At 62.7% G+C, this 16,572-nt stretch carries 15 protein-coding genes; 10 read left to right on the top strand and 5 right to left on the bottom strand.

The features are described 5' to 3' along the window. Window positions 1–131 precede the first annotated feature (131 nt). Complete coding sequence (locus tag BW994_RS12255; protein ID WP_029311696.1) at window positions 132–1,133, bottom strand: SDR family oxidoreductase; 1,002 nt, start codon at window positions 1,131–1,133, stop codon at window positions 132–134. Between the two features lie 153 nt (window positions 1,134–1,286). Between BW994_RS12255 and BW994_RS12250 the strand changes: the two genes are divergently transcribed. Together BW994_RS12250 and BW994_RS12245 are read left to right on the top strand one after the other, a co-directional pair. Continuing rightward, window positions 1,287–3,056: a monovalent cation:proton antiporter-2 (CPA2) family protein gene (locus BW994_RS12250; RefSeq protein ID WP_029311695.1), complete on the top strand. Its 1,770-nt coding sequence runs from the start codon at window positions 1,287–1,289 to the stop codon at window positions 3,054–3,056. Window positions 3,057–3,123: 67 nt separating this feature from the next. Next, window positions 3,124–3,792 carry a glutathione S-transferase family protein gene (locus BW994_RS12245; RefSeq protein ID WP_029311694.1) on the top strand — a complete coding sequence of 223 codons (669 nt, stop codon included), beginning with the start codon at window positions 3,124–3,126 and terminating at the stop codon, window positions 3,790–3,792. Between the two features lie 158 nt (window positions 3,793–3,950). On the opposite strand, the gene BW994_RS12240 is transcribed toward BW994_RS12245, so the two are convergent. From BW994_RS12240 to BW994_RS12230, 3 genes are read right to left on the bottom strand one after another with little or no spacing between them, the layout of a single operon-like run. Next, the gene (locus tag BW994_RS12240) at window positions 3,951–4,958 is read right to left on the bottom strand and encodes a substrate-binding domain-containing protein (RefSeq protein ID WP_029311693.1); all 1,008 of its coding nucleotides are present in this window, start codon (window positions 4,956–4,958) and stop codon (window positions 3,951–3,953) included. Window positions 4,959–4,987: 29 nt separating this feature from the next. Beyond that, entirely contained in the window at window positions 4,988–6,013 is a 1,026-nt protein-coding gene (locus tag BW994_RS12235) for an ABC transporter permease (protein WP_029311692.1), read from the bottom strand. Continuing rightward, a complete protein-coding gene (locus tag BW994_RS12230) occupies window positions 6,010–6,804 on the bottom strand; it encodes an ATP-binding cassette domain-containing protein (RefSeq protein ID WP_029311691.1) in 795 nt (264 codons plus the stop codon). The genes BW994_RS12235 and BW994_RS12230 overlap by 4 nt, the downstream gene beginning before the upstream one ends. Before the next feature lie 248 nt (window positions 6,805–7,052). Between BW994_RS12230 and BW994_RS12225 the strand changes: the two genes are divergently transcribed. The 3 genes from BW994_RS12225 (at window position 7,053) to BW994_RS12215 (ending at window position 9,951) form a co-directional block, all read left to right on the top strand. Beyond that, on the top strand, window positions 7,053–8,825 hold the full coding sequence (locus BW994_RS12225) for a c-type cytochrome (RefSeq protein WP_081849064.1): 1,773 nt from the start codon (window positions 7,053–7,055) through the stop codon (window positions 8,823–8,825). Between the two features lie 11 nt (window positions 8,826–8,836). After that, window positions 8,837–9,133 carry a high-potential iron-sulfur protein gene (locus tag BW994_RS12220; protein ID WP_139334100.1) on the top strand — a complete coding sequence of 99 codons (297 nt, stop codon included), beginning with the start codon at window positions 8,837–8,839 and terminating at the stop codon, window positions 9,131–9,133. Between the two features lie 125 nt (window positions 9,134–9,258). After that, window positions 9,259–9,951 carry a YoaK family protein gene (locus BW994_RS12215; protein ID WP_029311689.1) on the top strand — a complete coding sequence of 231 codons (693 nt, stop codon included), beginning with the start codon at window positions 9,259–9,261 and terminating at the stop codon, window positions 9,949–9,951. A gap of 30 nt (window positions 9,952–9,981) precedes the next feature. Here the strand turns inward: BW994_RS12215 and BW994_RS12210 are convergent, their stop codons facing one another. Beyond that, window positions 9,982–10,848, bottom strand: a complete 867-nt coding sequence (locus BW994_RS12210) for an NUDIX hydrolase (RefSeq protein WP_051657312.1) — start codon at window positions 10,846–10,848, stop codon at window positions 9,982–9,984. A 34-nt stretch (window positions 10,849–10,882) separates the two neighbouring features. On the opposite strand from BW994_RS12210, the gene BW994_RS12205 reads away from it, so the two are divergent. From BW994_RS12205 to BW994_RS12185, 5 genes are all read left to right on the top strand, one after another. Continuing rightward, a complete protein-coding gene (locus tag BW994_RS12205; RefSeq protein ID WP_029311687.1) occupies window positions 10,883–12,745 on the top strand; it encodes an ABCB family ABC transporter ATP-binding protein/permease in 1,863 nt (620 codons plus the stop codon). A gap of 85 nt (window positions 12,746–12,830) precedes the next feature. Further along, complete coding sequence (locus BW994_RS12200; protein WP_029311686.1) at window positions 12,831–13,070, top strand: hypothetical protein; 240 nt, start codon at window positions 12,831–12,833, stop codon at window positions 13,068–13,070. A gap of 297 nt (window positions 13,071–13,367) precedes the next feature. Further along, window positions 13,368–14,477 carry a sugar ABC transporter substrate-binding protein gene (locus BW994_RS12195; protein ID WP_029311685.1) on the top strand — a complete coding sequence of 370 codons (1,110 nt, stop codon included), beginning with the start codon at window positions 13,368–13,370 and terminating at the stop codon, window positions 14,475–14,477. A 61-nt stretch (window positions 14,478–14,538) separates the two neighbouring features. Then, window positions 14,539–15,360 carry an ATP-binding cassette domain-containing protein gene (locus BW994_RS12190; RefSeq protein WP_029311684.1) on the top strand — a complete coding sequence of 274 codons (822 nt, stop codon included), beginning with the start codon at window positions 14,539–14,541 and terminating at the stop codon, window positions 15,358–15,360. Continuing rightward, a complete protein-coding gene (locus BW994_RS12185) occupies window positions 15,357–16,553 on the top strand; it encodes a sugar ABC transporter permease (protein ID WP_029311683.1) in 1,197 nt (398 codons plus the stop codon). Before BW994_RS12190 ends, BW994_RS12185 begins: the two co-directional genes overlap by 4 nt. The last annotated feature ends 19 nt before the right edge of the window (window positions 16,554–16,572 follow it).

Raw genomic sequence — 16,572 nt, 5'->3', positions numbered from 1 at the left:
GCGGGAAAGAAATAAACGATGATGCACGACTGCCGATAGCTGCGCGGGCTTGCCCGGGCCGGTGCCCTAAACGACCAAGAGTTTTTTGCTTCTTTTTTGCAAAAAAGAAGGCCTTCCTTAACCTTTCTCGCTTAGAAATCATACCTCTTGGCAAGCTGATGCAAACCACCAACCGCAGCGGCACCAACCACGGCAAGAAGGGTGAAGGCAACGGCTTTATGACGATCGGTGAACATTTCGAAGCTGCCGCGGCGCGAGCGGTCGGTGAAGCGGCCACGGGCACCGCGCCGGCCGGGCACCGGTTCGAACAAATTGGCGGGCGCATCCGCCGGCAGCGGTTGGTTCGACATCTGGGTCGAATAGCCATTGGTGGCGAGGTATCGGTCTGCAAAGCCGGGCGCGATGCGGTTGGCCATGATGGCGACCACGGTCGGCATGCCGACCCAGATTTCGCGGCGATGATTGAACGCCGCGAACACGATCGCCTTGGCCGGCACCTCGGGGTCGTAGATCGGCGGCACCGGCTGGGCGCGGCGGCCCATTTTGTTGAGCGCCCAGTCGAATTGCGGCGTGTTCACCGCCGGCAGGTGGACCATGCTCAGTTTGATCGCGGTACGGTCATGGATGAGTTCGCTGCGGAGACTGTCGGTAAACCCCTTGATCGCGGCTTTCGCGCCGCAATAGGGCGATTGCAGCGGCACCGAGCGGTAGGCGAGGGCGGAGCCGACATTGATGATGGTGCCCTGATCGCGCCGTTTCATGGCGCGCAGGGCGGTCATGACACCGTGCACGGTGCCCAGGTAAGTCGCCTCGGTCGCGCGCTTGAATTCGGCAGGCGTGATATCCGAAACCGGTGCGAAAATCGTCGCCATCGCGTTGTTCACCCAGATATCGATCGGGCCCAGCGCGGCCTCGATGGTATCGGCGGCGTGGTCGACGGCTTCGGCATCGGCCATGTCGGCCGGGGCGACGCAGGCGCGTACGCCGAGTGTGCGCAATTCGGCGGCGGCGGTTTCCAGCCGGTCGCGATCGCGCCCGATCAGACCGATGTCGCAGCCGGCGTGGGCGAATTGCTGCGCGGTAGCGCGGCCGACGCCGGCGCCGGCGCCGGTGATGACGACAACTTTGCTCATGATGATTCTCCCTGATGATCTGAGCGGATGTTGGAACGCCGGCGGCCCGATAGGAGGGTGGTGCAGATGACGATGTGTCCATCCGGCGCAATCCGCTTGACAGGCGCAGGCTCGCGCTGGTCGTGTGCCCGTTCACAAACAGGACAGTGACCGATGATCGAGACGCTGGTGGCCTTGCTGGCCGCGACGGTGATTATGGTGCCGATTGCCCGGCGCCTCGGCGTCGGCAGTATCGTGGGCTATCTGGTCGCCGGCCTCGCGATCGGGCCGGACGGGCTGCGGCTGGTCACCGGGGTATCGCAGATCCAGAACATCTCGGAACTCGGCGTCATCATGCTGCTGTTCCTGATCGGGCTGGAAATCAGGCCGCACCGGCTGTGGATTCTGCGCAAGACCATCCTGGGGCTGGGCTTCGGCCAGATGGTACCGAGTGCGGCATTGCTGGCGGTTCTGGCCCATTGGGTCGGGTTGAGTTGGACGGCCGCGGCGCTGGTCGGGCTGGGTCTCGCGCTGTCGTCTACCGCGATCGTGCTGCCGATGCTCGGCGAGCGGAGTTTGCTGAGTGCAGCGTCCGGGCGGGATGCGTTCGCGGTGCTGCTGTTTCAGGACATGGCGTTCATTCCCCTGGTGGCACTGGTGCCGCTGTTCGCGAGCGGGCATCTGCCGAACCATCTGCCCACCCATGTGCCTTGGTTTGCGGTCGGCCGGGCACTGGTCGCGGTCGTCGCGATTCTGGCCGGCGGCATCTATCTGGTGGAGCGGATTTTCCGCCTGGTCGGCGGCACGCGCACGCCGGAAGTGTTCACCGCGATGACGCTGCTGATCGTGGTCGGCACGGCGGCGCTGGCGCATTGGGCCGGGCTGTCCGCCTCGCTGGGCGCGTTCATGGCCGGAGCGCTGCTGTCGGATTCCGAGTTTCGCCATGCGATTCAGGCCGATGTCGAGCCGTTCGAGGGGTTGCTGCTCGGGTTCTTTTTCATCTCGGTCGGCATGTCGGTCGATTTTTCGCTGCTGCTGGCCCAGCCCCTGACCATTTTGGCGGCGGTGGCGGCGACGTTGGCCGTGAAAATCGTGGTCGGGTTCGTCGTATCGTTCATCAAGCGGCGGAGTGCGGCGACGGCGCTGCGGTTCGCGGTGGCCCTGCCGGAGGGCAGCGAGTTCAGTTTCGTGCTGTTCGGCGCCGCGGTGACGGCCGGCGCCCTGTCGAAAACCCAGGCGGGGCTGGCGACGCTGACCGTGGCGCTGTCGATGCTCGTGGTGCCGCTGCTGTTCGCCGGGATCGAGCGATTCGCCATCCCGCGCATGAACAAGCGTCAGGTCGCCTCGGCGGCGATCGCGCCGGACCGGCCGACGCCGGTGCTGATCTGCGGCTTCGGGCGGGTCGGGCAGATCGTGGGTCGGCTGCTTTCGGTGCGGCATATCGCCTTCACCGCGCTCGATCAGAATGCCGAACATGTCGCCTTCGTGCGCCGGTTCGGTGCGCGCGCCTATTTTGGCGACCCGACGCGGATCACGGTGTTGCGCGCGGCCGGGGCGGAGGCCGCCAAGGTGCTGGTGATCGCGCTCGACGATGCCGAGGCGGCCCTGAAACTGGCCGAGGTGGCGCGGCGGCATCTGCCGCATCTGACGATCCTGGCGCGCGCCCGCAACCGGCGGCACGCCCAGTTGCTGATGGATCTCGGCGTCACGCTGATCGTGCGCGAGACGCTGATGTCGAGCCTGAAGCTGGGCGAGATGGCGCTGACCGCGCTGGATGTCGCACCCGATGAGGCGGCGCGGACCATTACGGCGTTCGCGGCGCGCGACGAGGCGTTATTGACCGAGACGCTGGGTTTTGCCGGCGATGAACCCCGGGTGATCGCGAGTTTGCAGCAGAGCGTGACCGAGTTGCAGGAATTGTTCGAAGCGGACCGGGCCGGTTGATCCGGCGGCGATCCGCGCTGTGAGCGATCGGCTTGCGCGATCGAATGCAGATGCCATAAGGCGGTTCATGCGTATTTTATATCATCTGCCGCTGTCGCCCTATGCCCGCAAAGTCAGGCTGGTGCTTGCCGAAAAACGCCTGCCGTTCGAATTGCGGCTCGAAAAGACCTGGGAGCGGCGGCCCGAATATCTGGCGCTTAACCCGGCCGGCACGGTGCCGACGCTGACCGAGGAGAACGGGCTGGTGATCCCGCATTCCAACACGATCTGCGAATATCTCGACGAGGCGTATCCCGATATCTCGCTGGTCGGGCGGACGCTGGGTGAGCGGGTCGAAATCCGCGCCGTGACCGCCTGGTTCGATGAGCGGTTCGCCGCCGAAGTGTCACGCAATTTATTGTACGAAAAGACCATGAAGCCGGTGGCCAAGCGGGGTGCGCCGGATGCGGCGCGGCTGCGCGAAGGATACGCGGCGTTGCGGCTGCACATGAACTACATCGGCCACCTGGCGGAGACGCGGAAATATCTCGCCGGGGCCAATCTGTCGCTGGCCGATTTCGCCGCGGCCGCGCATCTCTCCGCGCTCGATTTCATCGGCGATGTCGATTGGGCGGCGGCGCCGGCGGCGAAGGAATGGTACGCGCGGATCAAATCGCGCCCCTCGTTTCGCGCGCTGCTGGCCGATCGGGTTTCGGGGTTCAACCCGCCGCCGCATTATGCCGATCTGGATTTCTGAGGGAGAAATAGGGAAGGCTTCTTTTTTGTAAAAAAAAGCAAAAAACTTTTTGATTCTGGGGCACGGGCGTTGGAAGCGGCGTAGTCCCAAACTAACAAAGTTTTTTTGCTTCTTTTTTGTTCACAAAAAAGAAGACCTTCCCCTTTCCTTGTCTACCCTCAGTAAATCCCCTTCTTGATCAACGGCAGCATCTTCTCCACCATCGCGCCACTGTCGGTCCCGGCCGCGGTATTGGTATTCATGCCTTCAAGACCGAATTTCTTGGTCAGCACGCACTGCATGACCGGCAGAAAGCCCTGCAGGTAGAGTTGCTGGTTGAGAGTGACGGTGATGTAGTTGCTCTTCAGCCCGGCGATGGTCGCGGGCGCGAGATCGATGCCACCGACCGTGATCTGTCCGGGTTTCTTGCCGGCTTCCTTCAGCGCCTGCGGAATGAACGAGGTGACCAGGCCCTGCTGGGTGCCGATCGCCTTGATGTCGGGGTGGCGCTCGATGAAGGCGACCATGATCGGCACGGCGAGGGCGGGATCGGCGTTGACCTGATCGGAAATGTTCAGCGTATAGACCTTCAGCCCGGCTTTTTTCAGCCCGTGGGCGAGGCCCTTGTCCGATAGACCGCGAATGCCTTCGGCGAACACGCCGTATTCGAGCGCGACATCGCCCTTTTTCAGATTGCCCGCCTTGATCATGGCGGCCGCGGTGGTCTCGCCGCCCTTGAACAGATAGGTGCCGGCATAGCCGAAGCCGTTGGCCCGATACAGGTCTTCGAGTTTCGGCAGCGGCACGTTGCCGGCGGTGACCACGATGCCTTGCTTCTCAGCCTCGGCGACCAGCGGCATGAACGGCTTGTTGCCGGGATGGCCCATGATTTCGATGCAGTCCGGCTTGGCGGCGAGCGCCTGGCGGAACTGGGTCACCATGGTTTCGGGCTGCCAATTGGAATATTGCTCGATCAGCTTGATGCCGAGCGCCTTGGCGGCGTCCTTGGCGCCGATTTCGCGCGGCAGGGTGGACCCATCGCCCGGGCTGCCGCCCATTTGGAAATACATGGTCAGGCCGGCGCCGAGCTTGTCGCTGCTTGGCGCCGCGATCGCGGCGGTGGTGGCCAAGGCCAGCAGGGCCGAGATGGCGATGCTGCCGGTGAGGGTGGATTTCAGTCGTTGCATGGTTGATTTCTCCCTATCATGTTGATTTTTCAGGCTTTGGAAAACAGACGGCGCTGCAACTGGCGGATCCGGGCCGGATCGTCGATGCCGATATGCAGCACCACCGCCGCGACGAACACGAGGCCGACGATCACCTCGACCCAGAAGCCGGCAACGCCGGTCGCGACGATGCCGGCATCGAGCATGCCGATGATCAGGGCACCGAAAAAACTGCCGACCACGGTCGCGGTGCCGCCGAACACCGAAGTACCGCCGATGAATACGGCGGCGAGGGCCGAGAGCAGCATGCCCTGGCCCTGGGTCGGGAAATAGCTGAGGTTTTCCAGCGTCAGCAGCACAGCGGCGAAGCCGCCGAGCGCGCCCATCAGGGTGAACAGCTTGATCCGCTCGCGCAGCGTGTTGATGCCGACGACGCGCGCGACCTCACGGCTGTCACCGATGAATAATAGATGCTCCCCGAAGCGATGGCGGTTGAGGATGAACCACACCACCACGGCCACGCCGAGCGCCCAGAACGCCTCGCTCGGAATGCCGAGCACTGTGCCGGACAATATGCCGTTGATCGCGGTGCCGGTCAGGCGTTCCAGCGTGTAGGACATGCCGCCTGACAGGACGGTTGCGATGCCCGACCAGAAAAAAGAAGTGCCGATGGTGATGATGATCGAGGGAATCCCGATCACCGCGATCAGGAACCCGTTCACCACGCCGATCAATGCGCCACCGGCGATCGCCGCGAGCAGGCCGAGCCAGGGTGCATCGTAGGTGCGGGTGACATGGGCGAACAAAAATCCTGATAGCGCGATGACGGCGGGGAACGACAGGTCGATCTCGCCGGCGGCGATCACCAGCGTGAGGCCCAGCGAGAGGATCATCATCGGCGGGATGGTGACCAGGAAGGAATTGTAGATCGGCCAGTGCAGGAAGACCGTGGGCGCGAAACCGACGAACAGGCCGATCAGCACGAAGAACACGATGATGATCGGCAGGCCTTCGAGTTTTGCGGCGGCGCGCGGGTTGAGGGCGGGTGCGGGTTGTTTCAGGGGGGTGTCGCTCATGCGGCGGCGCCGATCTTGGTTTTCTGCAAATCGATCAGGAACAGGGTGAGGTCGGCGAGGCTCATGTCGGCCGGGCGGATATTCGCGACGATCCGGCCGCGATCGAGCACCACCAGCCGGTCGGCCAGAGCGTGCACATGGGCGAGATTGTGCTCGATGTAGATGGCGGCGCGGCCGGAGGCTTTGATCCGGCGCACGAAATCGAGCACTTTCTGGACCTCCTTGATCGCGAGCGCGGTGGTCGGTTCGTCGAGAATGATCAGGTCGGCATCGAAATGCATCGCGCGGCCGATCGCGATGCCCTGGCGCTCGCCGCCCGAGAGTTTGGCGACGGTGGAATCGGCATCGATCCCGACGCCGCGAAAGCCGAGTTGGCGTTGCAGGATTTCATTGGCGATGCGGCGCTGCTCGCGTACCTTGATGAAACCGAACCGGTTGGTGATCTGGCGGCCCACGAAAAAATTGCGCCAAAGTGGCTGTTTCTCGCCGAGCGATTTTTCCTGATAGACGGTTTCGAACCGCAGATCATGGGCGCGCCGGACCGAGAAATTCGCCCAGTCCACCGGTTGGTCACGGATGAACAGATGGCCGGATGTCGGCGGGATGACGCCAGTGAGGGTTTTGATCAGCGTCGATTTGCCGGCACCGTTATCGCCGATCAGGCCAACGATTTCGTTGCGCCCGATTGCCAGATCGATATCGGACAGGGCGCGCACCTTGCCGAAGGCGACCGACAGTTTATCGGCGCGGACGATATGCTCATAGGTGCGGTTCGGATTGGTGTCCGCCATTGTTTCCCCCGGGATTGCACCGCGTTGTCGTTCGGTGTCGCGATTTTTGTTTTTTATCGAGTGAAGACATGCGTAAGTCAATCGGTATTTTGATTTATCTGGGAATTCGTTTTGTATTGCGGAACTGATTGGGTTGAATTGGTTATCACGTTATCGGCATGAGTGTGCGCGGGTGGAATTATCATTCCAGTGCATGGTTGAAATCCGGGGCGCGGCCCTCTTTTTAGTTAGGTCTGGAGAGGTGACCGATGTCTGGAAAGCGTGACAAAAAGTTCAGGAATTTGCAAGGTATTCTGCTGGCTGGCGCCGCGTCGATAGCGGTTCTGCTTGGTGGCTTTGCTGTTACGGGGCTGGTGCACAACGCGCAGGCCGATGCGAAGGCCTCCACCGCTGCCGGCGTGACCAATTGGTCGGACGCTGAAACCACCGTGGCCGCCAAGCCGACAGCCGGCCATGTGGGGTGGGACATTCCCAAGCCGGTGAACATGCCGAGTGACCCGAAGCAGGCGGCACTCGTCAAGAAGGGGATGTTCCTGACCGTGGCGGGGGATTGCCTGCCTTGCCACAGCGTGGCCGGTGAACCTGCATTGGCGGGTGGGCGCGCGGTGGGGACGCCGTTCGGCACGGTGTTTTCAACCAATCTGACGCCGAGCAAGCGCTACGGCATCGGCAACATGACCGACAAGCAATTCTATGCCGCGGTGCATGATGGTATTTCGCCGGGCAGTTCGCTGCTGGTGTTTCCGAAATACGAATATCCGGTGATGCCCTACACCGCCTATTCGAAGCTGACCTATTCGGATGTCATGGCGATCAAGGCGTATCTGGACAGTCTGGCGCCGGTGGCGATCAAGAACCGGCCGGACACGATGTTCTTCCCGACCGATCTGCGGGCCGGCATGTTGGCGTGGCGCTTGCTGTTTTTCCACCCGCACCCGGTGCATTATCAAGCGGGTTGGAGCCAGAATGTGCGTCACGGTGCCTACCTCGTGCAGGCGCTGGCGCATTGCAATGCGTGCCACACGCCGCGCAATATTGCCATGGCCTCGATCCATGCGCGCTATCTCGCGGGCGGGCACATCATCGATCAGGCGTGGTATGCGCCGAACATCACCAATTCCAAGAGCGATGGGCTGGGGTCGTGGAGCGATCAGGCGATTCTGACCTATCTGCACGACGGCGGCGACATGAAGCAGGGTGCGGCGTTCGGCAAGATGAAATCGGTCGTCGATGACAGTCTGAGCCGGATGCCGAAGGCGGATGTGCAGGATATCGTGGACTATCTTCGGACGGTGAAGCCGTTGAAGACCCATTTCCCGGCGGTGGTCGCCTCGGCCGGTTCGGTGGCGGCGGGCAAGACGCTGTATTATGACGAATGCGCGCGCTGCCACATGAAGAACGGTGAGGGCGCCGATAACAATATTCCTAACCTCGCGCACAATCAGGCGGTGTGGAACGGCAAGCCGGTCGACCTGATCGGCATCATGCTCGGCGGGTTCGAGCCGTGGCACAAGGATCAGACCGCGATGCCGATGTTCGGCGCCACGCTGACCGATGGGCAGATCGCCGACATCACCAACTATGTTCGTACGGCCTGGGGTAATCGCGGCAAGCCGGATGCGACGGCGAATACCGTTGCGGCCCTGCGGCCCCAAGCGACGATGGAGGTCGATCTCGATACAGGCAGCACCAAGGCGAGCCTGAGCGAAGGCGGCAAGACCCGGAAGTTCGATGATATTTCCGGGCGTGTCTGGGTGAACGGCAACCGCACCGATTGCCGGATGAAGGCGGATTTTTCGAACCAATACGGCAAAAACCCCGTGCTGCTCGGCGGGGCCTGCGCCTCGCAGGGTAACGAGTTCATCGGGCGCGCGACGGTCGGTGGCAAGGTGACGCCGGTGTTGCTGCGGGTCCGCCAGGTGATCGACGGCGGGCATGTCGTCGGGCTGGATCTGAGCGGGGATATCGGCGGCGGACGGATGCTCGATGAGCAGATCGCGCTCAAGACGGTCAATTACTGAGGGAGATGATGATGACCAATCCGATCAAGCGGCGCACCATCATCAACCTTGGTAGCATGGCGGCGGTGGCTGGTAGCGTGGCGGCGGCACGGGCGGCGGCACGGCCGACTGCGGCGCAGTTGCAGACCATGGTGCCGAGTGTTTCGAAGGCGGCGGTCGGCTATCGCGACATTCCGTGGCACGGCAGGGTGTGTGGCGCCTGCGTCTGGTTCAAACCGCCTGACGCCGGAACCACCGTGAGCCACTGCCATCTGGTCGCCGGCCCGATCAGCGCGGCGGGGTGGTGCCAAGCCTGGATGAAGCCTTAGACGATCGGAATTTTACTCCACCCTGAACTTTCAACAGGTCTTGAAGTCGCCGAAATGCTGGCAAGGATTGCCATCTGCCCGTACTTTGGAGCATCGTCCATGTTCCGGTGTGACGCTCCACAGCGATGAGTGCCGGTCAGCACAACGTCGGCGCGGGCGCGGCGGTCACCCTGATGTGCTTGACCTCGGGCGCGACCGACGTCCTCTCGTATTTGACGTTGGGTCATATTTTTACCTCGTCGATGACCGGCGTCATGGCCCTTCTCATCATCGCGTTGGCAGTGGGAAAGCGTCCAACCGCCATCCGCGCGGGCATCTCGATCGCGAGTTATCTGGTCGGGGGCGCGCTCGCGGCGATGTTGCGGCGGCCGAAGCACGCGCCGGACAGCGCACGGCGGTCCGTTCGTCGCCTGCTGATCGTCGAGGCGCTATTGCTTGCAGTGTATTGTGTCATCGCGGCGAGCGCGCCGCATCCGGTGACCGGCGCTCTGCGCGACATCCTGATCGTTCTGTCGGCGATGACCATGGGCATCCAGTCGGTCGCCGCCCGCCAGACCCATGAACAGGGGATCACGACGGTGGTGCTTAACACTACGATGACCAGCATCGTGGTTGCGTTGACCGAACGCGGGCCGGGTCGAAGATCCAAGCCGCTTTCGGCCCATTTCGGACTGAAGATCATTGCGATCGCTGGTTATGTGACGGGCGCAGCCGTGGTCGCGGCGGCGCTGGTGAACCACTGGTTCGCGGCCGATCTGGTGCCGCTCGCCGCCACTTGTGTTGCCTTAACGCTCTATCTGCGTCGGTCCGAGGGATGACTTCGCGAGGAAGGGCGGGAGTTCCTCACTTCAACTCACGCCCAGCGCCCGCCGAAGCGCCCCGGTCAAATCGTCGATCACCCCATGCCGCAGCAGAAAATCGATCAACACCAGATTGACGTTGAATTTCACGGCATCGCCGGCGGTCATGATCGCCGGCAGTGCGGCGGCGGGCATTAAAATGAACGCCTCGACCTCGCCGTCGGCGGCTTGGGGCGTGAAATCATCGGGTAGTTCGAGGTCGTAGCAATAGAGTACGTCGCGCCGGAGGCCTTCGGGGCGTTCCATGTCGTAGGCGATGCGGGCGGTCTCGGTCGCGCGGGCGGCCAGGGTGGCGGGCATCGCGGCTTCTTCGGCGGCTTCCTTGAGCAGGGTTTCGAACGGCGTCATGCCGGCGGAGACGCCGCCGCCCACGATATTGTCGAGCTTGCCGGGATCGAGTTTTTTGGTCGCACTGCGCCGCGCGATCCAGAGATGGATGCCATCGGCGCGGCGGACGTAGCCGTTGAGGTGCACGCCCTGGCCGATGACGCCGAAGGCGGGGAGCGCGCCGCGATCGAGCTGGGTGAGCACCGGACTGTCCGGCGCGTGGCGCACATCGAAATCCTCGCCGCGGGTGCGATAGCCGAATTGTGCGGCGAGCGAGGTGGCGATCGGGTTGAGGCGATGGGCTTCGGCGGGATCGATCGTGGCGGTATGGCGCTCGATGGTCACGAAACTGCCCAAGGCGGTCGCGAGCGCGGGCGCGATGTAGCCGACGTGCGCGGCGCCGATCGCGAGCGTGAGGCGCTCACCTGGCAGGATGGCGTTGTGGCATTGGGTGATCAGGGCGAGCAGGGCAGCGTCCAATGTTGGTGCGGAAGCGGCAGGGGGATGCTGATCCTCGCCGTTACCCATTTGCAATCCGGTGCCTGCATGCCATGTCCTGCAGATGGCCCATACCGTTGATATTGCCAAGAGCGACAGTTCCTGGACGACCGTGAAATCCCTGCTGCCGTATCTGTGGCCGAAGGGCGAGCTTGGGCTGCGGGTGCGGGTGGTGCTGGCGGCGGCGGCGCTGATTCTGGCTAAGGTCGCGACGGTGATCGTGCCGATTATTTATTCCCATGCGGTCAACGCGCTCTCGCCCAAGGCCGGGCCGTTGATGGTGCCGGCGGCGCTGATCGTGGCGTATGGGTTGGTGCGCATGGCATCCGCCGGGTTCAACGAATTGCGCGACGCCCTGTTCGCCGCCGTGCAGCAGCGGGCGGCGCGCTCGGTCGGGCGCGAGACGTTCGAGCATCTGCACGCGCTGTCGATGCGGTATCACCTGGATCGGCAGACCGGCGGCCTGTCGCGGGTGATTTTGCGCGGCACGACGGGGATTCAGAACGTCCTGCGGCTGACCACGTTCAACGTGTTCCCGACGCTGTTCGAGTTGTTCCTGACGATGGGGATTTTATGGACGCTGTTCGACTGGCGCTACGCCGCGGTGACCCTGGTGGCGGTGGGCGGTTACATGGCGTTCACGTTTTCGTTCACGGCGTGGCGGATCAAGTTTCGCCGACAGATGAACGAAACCGACAATGCGGCCCAGACCAAGGCGATCGACAGCCTGCTGAATTTCGAGACCGTGAAGTATTTCGGCAATGAGCAGCACGAGGCGAAACGGTTCGACGAAAGTCTGGCCGCCTATGAACAGGCGGCGGTGAAATCGCAGGTTTCGCTCAATGCGCTGAACCTCGGCCAGGCGATCATCATCGCGGCCGGGTTGGCGGTGATGATGCTGATGGCGGCGCAGGGCATCGTTGCCGGCAAGCTCAACATCGGGCAGTTCGTGCTGGTCAACACCTATCTGATCCAGCTGTACCAGCCGCTGAACTTCCTTGGCGTGGTCTATCGCGAGGTCAAGCAGGGGCTGATCGACATGGAGCAGATGTTCGCGCTGCTGCGCACGCCCCAGGAAATCACCGATCGGGCCGATGCCAAAACCATCGCGCCGCAGGGGGCCGCCGTATCGGTCGAATTCCGCGACGTGCGGTTCGGCTACAGCCCTGACCGCGAGATTTTGCACGGCGTGTCATTCCGCGCCGCGCCGGGCCAGAAAATTGCGCTGGTCGGGCCGACCGGATCGGGCAAATCGACCACCTCGCGGCTGTTGTTCCGCTTTTATGACGTGACCGAGGGGGCGGTGTTGGTCGATGGGATCGATGTGCGCGATCTGGCGCAGCAGGCTCTGCGCGCGGCCATCGGCGTGGTGCCTCAGGATACCGTGCTGTTCAACGATTCTATCCGCTACAATATCGCCTACGGCAGGCCGGGCGCGACCCAGGCGGAGGTGGAGCAGGCGGCGAAATTCGCCCAGATCCATGATTTTGTGATGTCGCTGCCGCAGGGCTATGAAACACGCGTGGGTGAGCGCGGTCTGAAACTGTCGGGTGGCGAGAAGCAGCGGGTGGCGATTGCGCGCACCATGCTGAAAAATCCGCGGATTCTGGTGCTCGATGAAGCGACCAGCGCCCTCGATACCGCGACCGAGCAGGAAATTGGCGCCTCGCTGCGCCAGGTGGCGCGCGACCGGACCACGCTGGTGATCGCGCATCGGCTATCCACCGTGATCGATGCCGATGAGATCCTGGTGCTGCGCGACGGTGACATCGCGGAGCGCGGCACCCACGCGGCACTGCTGGCGATGGATGGCGTTTACGCCGCGATGTGGGCGGCGCAATCGGAAATGGCGGAAGCGGAGGATACCGAGGCCGCGCTGGCGACCGGCCCGAGCGTGCGCGAAATGGCGGCGCATCCCGCGGAATAATCGCGTCAAGCGCTTTATTTCAGCACCGCCGATCATTAGGTCATCTGTCAAGACTTTTACATCTGGAGCGCCCGACGTGACGGACATGGACGATTTTGCGACCGAGGAACAGATCATGCAGGCCGGATCGATGATCGATCGGCTGGTGAAACACATGATCGAACAAAAACTGCCGCCGATCGCGGTGGCGTCCGCCTTGCTGGGCGGGGCCCTCAATGTGTTGAGTGCGTCCCTGCCGGATGAGGCGATCCTGCGGATCTTGCACAATGCGGTGGAGAGCGTGGAGTCGGGTGAGTTGCGTGAGATCGATGAGACGCGGCAGTGAGGCTCGTATAGGGAAGTGAGCGCTTCTTTTTTGTAAAAAAGAAGCAAAAAACTTTCTGACTCTGGGGCATGGGCGGTTCCATCAGCACGGGCCCAGATGACCAAAGTTTTTTTTGCTTCTTTTTTGTTCACAAGAAAGACGACGCTTCCCCTGCCTCACGCTTCCTGTTCGTCGTTGCTTATTGCTTGACAATCGCCCGCGTTTAACGATAACGACCGATTTACTACAAGGGTCAAATTAATTTGGTGCGCTGCGAAACCGGCGCACGCCTGTTCGTGTCAAACCAGGGGAAACACCATGAAAATCAGCTTCAGGACTCTCATTGCGGGCGGTGCGCTCGCTGTTGCGGCGTTCGGCATCCAGGCCGCCCATGCCGATGCCATCAGCAAGCCCACGCCGGTCAAGATCAGCAGCAAGAAGACCACGATTGCGTTTCTGCTGCCGGAAAACTCCTCGCCGCGCTATGAGCAGGTCGATCGGCCGTGGTTCATCAAGATGGCGAAGGCGGCCGATCCTAACGCCAAGCTGATCGTCAGCAACGCCAATTCCAGCCCGGATACCCAGCTCAACCAGGCCGAATCCGCGATTTCGAACGGGGCTGATGTGCTCGTGGTCGATCCGGTGGATGGCAAGGCGGGTGCGGCGATCGTGAATTATGCCGCGCGCAACCATGTGAAGGTCATTTCCTATGACCGGCTGATCCAGGATTCCAAGCCGGATTACTATGTCTCGTTCGACAATGTGAAGGTCGGCGAATTGCAGGGCAAGTATATCGCGGCACACACCAAGGCCGGCGGCCAGGTGATGATGATCAACGGCGCGCCGACCGATCCCAACGCGTTCGATTTCCGCAAGGGGGCGATGAATGTGCTCGGCCCGCTGTTCAAATCGGGCAAGCTGCATCTGGCCTATTCGGTGATGACGCCGGATTGGAGCCCGCAGAACGCGTTCGAGGAAAGCCAGCAGGCGCTGACCCGGCTGCACAACAAGGTCAACGCCGTGCTCGCGGCGAACGATGGCACCGGTTCCGGTGCGATCCGCGCGTTGCAGGCGGTCGGGCTCGCCGGCAAGGTGCCGGTGACCGGGCAGGATGCCACCAACGGCGGCCTCACCTTCATTCTGGAAGGTCTGCAGTCGATGACCGTGTTCAAATACGTGCCGGCCGAAGCGGCCGCGGCGGCCGAGCTTGCGGTGGCGGTGGCGACCGATAGCAAGCCGCCGGCCGGGCTGCTGAACGGCAAGACCAACAACAAAATGATCGACGTGCCCTCGGTCCTGCTGACGCCGGTGGTGGTGACCAAGGCGAATGTTGCCGACACGGTGATCAAATCGGGCTACACTACCTGGAAAGCGATCTGCGTCGGCCCCGCGGCCGATGGCAAGATCTGCAAGGCAAACGGCCAGTAATCGGCCGGGTCGACGGCGGGCGCCTGACGTGCCCGCCGCATTCCCTCGGGAGGGGTCGAGTATGAGCGCGGTTATCAACCCAGTCGCGACCGGTATGCCGTTGTTGACGGTGCGGGGATTACAGAAACGCTATGGCGCCGTGGTGGCGTTGCGCGATGTGAGTTTTTCGGTCGCCCGCGGCGAGGTGACGGCTCTGCTCGGTGACAATGGTGCCGGCAAATCGACCACCATCAAGGCGATCGCCGGGGTTGCGCCGATCGATGAGGGCGAGATCCTGCTGGAGGGTAAGCCGGTGTCGATCCGCCATCCGTCCGAGGCAAACGCGCTTGGGATTCAGACCGTTTATCAGGACCTGGCGCTGTGCGATAACCTTGGCATTTGCGCCAATCTGTATCTGGGCCGGGAACTGGTCTCCAAGCCGACGCCGTTCGGCCCGCACGTGCTGCGCGATGTCGATATGGAAGCCGAGGCGCGCAAGGTGCTGAAAACCCTGCGGATCAATTTGCCGTCGCTCGATACGCCGGTCGCTTCGTTGTCGGGCGGGCAGCGCCAGGCGGTTGCGATCGCGCGGGCGGTGCTGTGGGATTCCAAGCTGGTGATCATGGACGAACCGACGGCGGCGCTGGGTGTGGCGCAGACCGCCGAGGTGCTGCGGCTGGTGCGCGACCTGGCGGGGCAGGGCTACGGCGTCATTCTGATCACGCATAATATGCAGAATGTGTTTCAGGTCGCCGACAACATCGCTGTGCTCCGCCTTGGCGCGACGGTGATGGAACGGCGCCGCGCCGATCTGACACCGGAACAGGTGGTCGGCGCGATCACCGGCACGCTTGCGATTCCTGGCGCTATTCCCGGAACCACCGCCGCAGGAGCCGTGGCATGAGCACGACGACGCAAATCGCCCCGCAATCGCCGTTCAAGCGTTGGCTGTCAGGCGTTACCAATTCGTCCGACCTCGGCATGTTGCCGGTGATCGCGGCGCTGATCCTGATCTGGATCGTGTTCGAGGTGTTGAACGCGAATTTTCTGACGCCGCGCAACCTGTCGAATCTGGCGGCGCAGATCGTGGTGACCGGGACGCTGGCGCTGGCGGAGATTTATATCATTCTGCTCGGGATGATCGATCTGTCGATCGGGTGGAACTCGGTGCTGGCGGCGTCGATTTTTTCGCTCAGCACGGTGTTTTTCCATCTGCCGGTCGCGGCCGGGCTGGTGCTGGGGGTGGCGTGCGCCACCGGTATCGGGTTTTTGCAGGGGATGCTGGTGTCGCGGGTGGGCGTGCCGAGTTTCGTGGTCACGTTGGGCGGTGCGATGGTGGCCGAGGGTGTCACGCTGGGGATTCTGACGCCGCATGGTGGCTCGGTGCCGCTGGCGGATGATCTGACCACGGCGATCGGGACGCTCAACCTCGATCCGGTGTGGAGTTGGGTGGCGAGTATTTTGCTGTTCGGCGCCTATGCGGGGCTGACGCTCAACAGTATTCGCAAGCGCAAGGCGGGCGGTAGCGAGGGCGGGTATGCCGCGGTGATGCGGTTGGTCGGGGTGGGTGTGCTGCTGTTCGGCGCGGTGTTCATGCTGAATGCTTATCGGGGCGTGCCGTTTTTGCTGCTGATTTTTCTGATTGCGTTGTTTGCCTCGGCGTTCGTGACGAAATCGACCCGGTTCGGCCGGCATTTATATGCGGTCGGCGGCAATGCCGAGGCGGCGCGGCGGGCGGGGATTTCGGTGAAGGGGATTCAGCTTGCGGTGTTCGTGATCGCGGGGTTTCTGGTTGGTTTGGCGGGGTATTTGGATGCGGCGCGGCTTGGGGTTGCTTCCGCTTCGGTCGGCAATGGCGACATCATGCTCAATGCGGTGGCGGCGGCGGTGATCGGCGGGACCTCGTTGTTCGGGGGGCGGGGCAGTGTTTATGGCGCGCTGTTCGGGGCGTTGGTGATCGAGAGCGTGAGCAATGGGATGAACCTGCTGGGTGCTGCGTCATCGGTGCGGTTTATTGTCGAGGGCGGTATATTGCTGGCGGCAATCACGATCGACACGGTGTTGCGGATGAAGCGGATGCGGAGCGGCCGGGCATGATTGCGTTGACGATCTGATT

The organism is Acidiphilium rubrum (assembly GCF_900156265.1).
GTDB lineage: Bacteria > Pseudomonadota > Alphaproteobacteria > Acetobacterales > Acetobacteraceae > Acidiphilium > Acidiphilium rubrum.
Note: the sequence above shows the minus strand (reverse complement) of the source record. Positions and strands in the feature narration are given on the sequence as shown.

Excerpts from the sequence above, each read along its gene's own strand:
- BW994_RS12215 (WP_029311689.1), top strand. The coding sequence starts at position 9,259 with ATGAGTGCCGGTCAGCACAACGTCGGCGCGGGCGCGGCGGTCACCCTG.
- BW994_RS12255 (WP_029311696.1), bottom strand. The coding sequence starts at position 1,133 with ATGAGCAAAGTTGTCGTCATCACCGGCGCCGGCGCCGGCGTCGGCCGC.
- BW994_RS12210 (WP_051657312.1), bottom strand. The coding sequence starts at position 10,848 with ATGGGTAACGGCGAGGATCAGCATCCCCCTGCCGCTTCCGCACCAACA.
- BW994_RS12230 (WP_029311691.1), bottom strand. The coding sequence starts at position 6,804 with ATGGCGGACACCAATCCGAACCGCACCTATGAGCATATCGTCCGCGCC.
- BW994_RS12250 (WP_029311695.1), top strand. The coding sequence starts at position 1,287 with ATGATCGAGACGCTGGTGGCCTTGCTGGCCGCGACGGTGATTATGGTG.
- BW994_RS12235 (WP_029311692.1), bottom strand. The coding sequence starts at position 6,013 with ATGAGCGACACCCCCCTGAAACAACCCGCACCCGCCCTCAACCCGCGC.
- BW994_RS12200 (WP_029311686.1), top strand. The coding sequence starts at position 12,831 with ATGGACGATTTTGCGACCGAGGAACAGATCATGCAGGCCGGATCGATG.
- BW994_RS12220 (WP_139334100.1), top strand. The coding sequence starts at position 8,837 with ATGACCAATCCGATCAAGCGGCGCACCATCATCAACCTTGGTAGCATG.
- BW994_RS12185 (WP_029311683.1), top strand. The coding sequence starts at position 15,357 with ATGAGCACGACGACGCAAATCGCCCCGCAATCGCCGTTCAAGCGTTGG.
- BW994_RS12245 (WP_029311694.1), top strand. The coding sequence starts at position 3,124 with ATGCGTATTTTATATCATCTGCCGCTGTCGCCCTATGCCCGCAAAGTC.
- BW994_RS12225 (WP_081849064.1), top strand. The coding sequence starts at position 7,053 with ATGTCTGGAAAGCGTGACAAAAAGTTCAGGAATTTGCAAGGTATTCTG.
- BW994_RS12240 (WP_029311693.1), bottom strand. The coding sequence starts at position 4,958 with ATGCAACGACTGAAATCCACCCTCACCGGCAGCATCGCCATCTCGGCC.
- BW994_RS12195 (WP_029311685.1), top strand. The coding sequence starts at position 13,368 with ATGAAAATCAGCTTCAGGACTCTCATTGCGGGCGGTGCGCTCGCTGTT.
- BW994_RS12205 (WP_029311687.1), top strand. The coding sequence starts at position 10,883 with ATGGCCCATACCGTTGATATTGCCAAGAGCGACAGTTCCTGGACGACC.
- BW994_RS12190 (WP_029311684.1), top strand. The coding sequence starts at position 14,539 with ATGAGCGCGGTTATCAACCCAGTCGCGACCGGTATGCCGTTGTTGACG.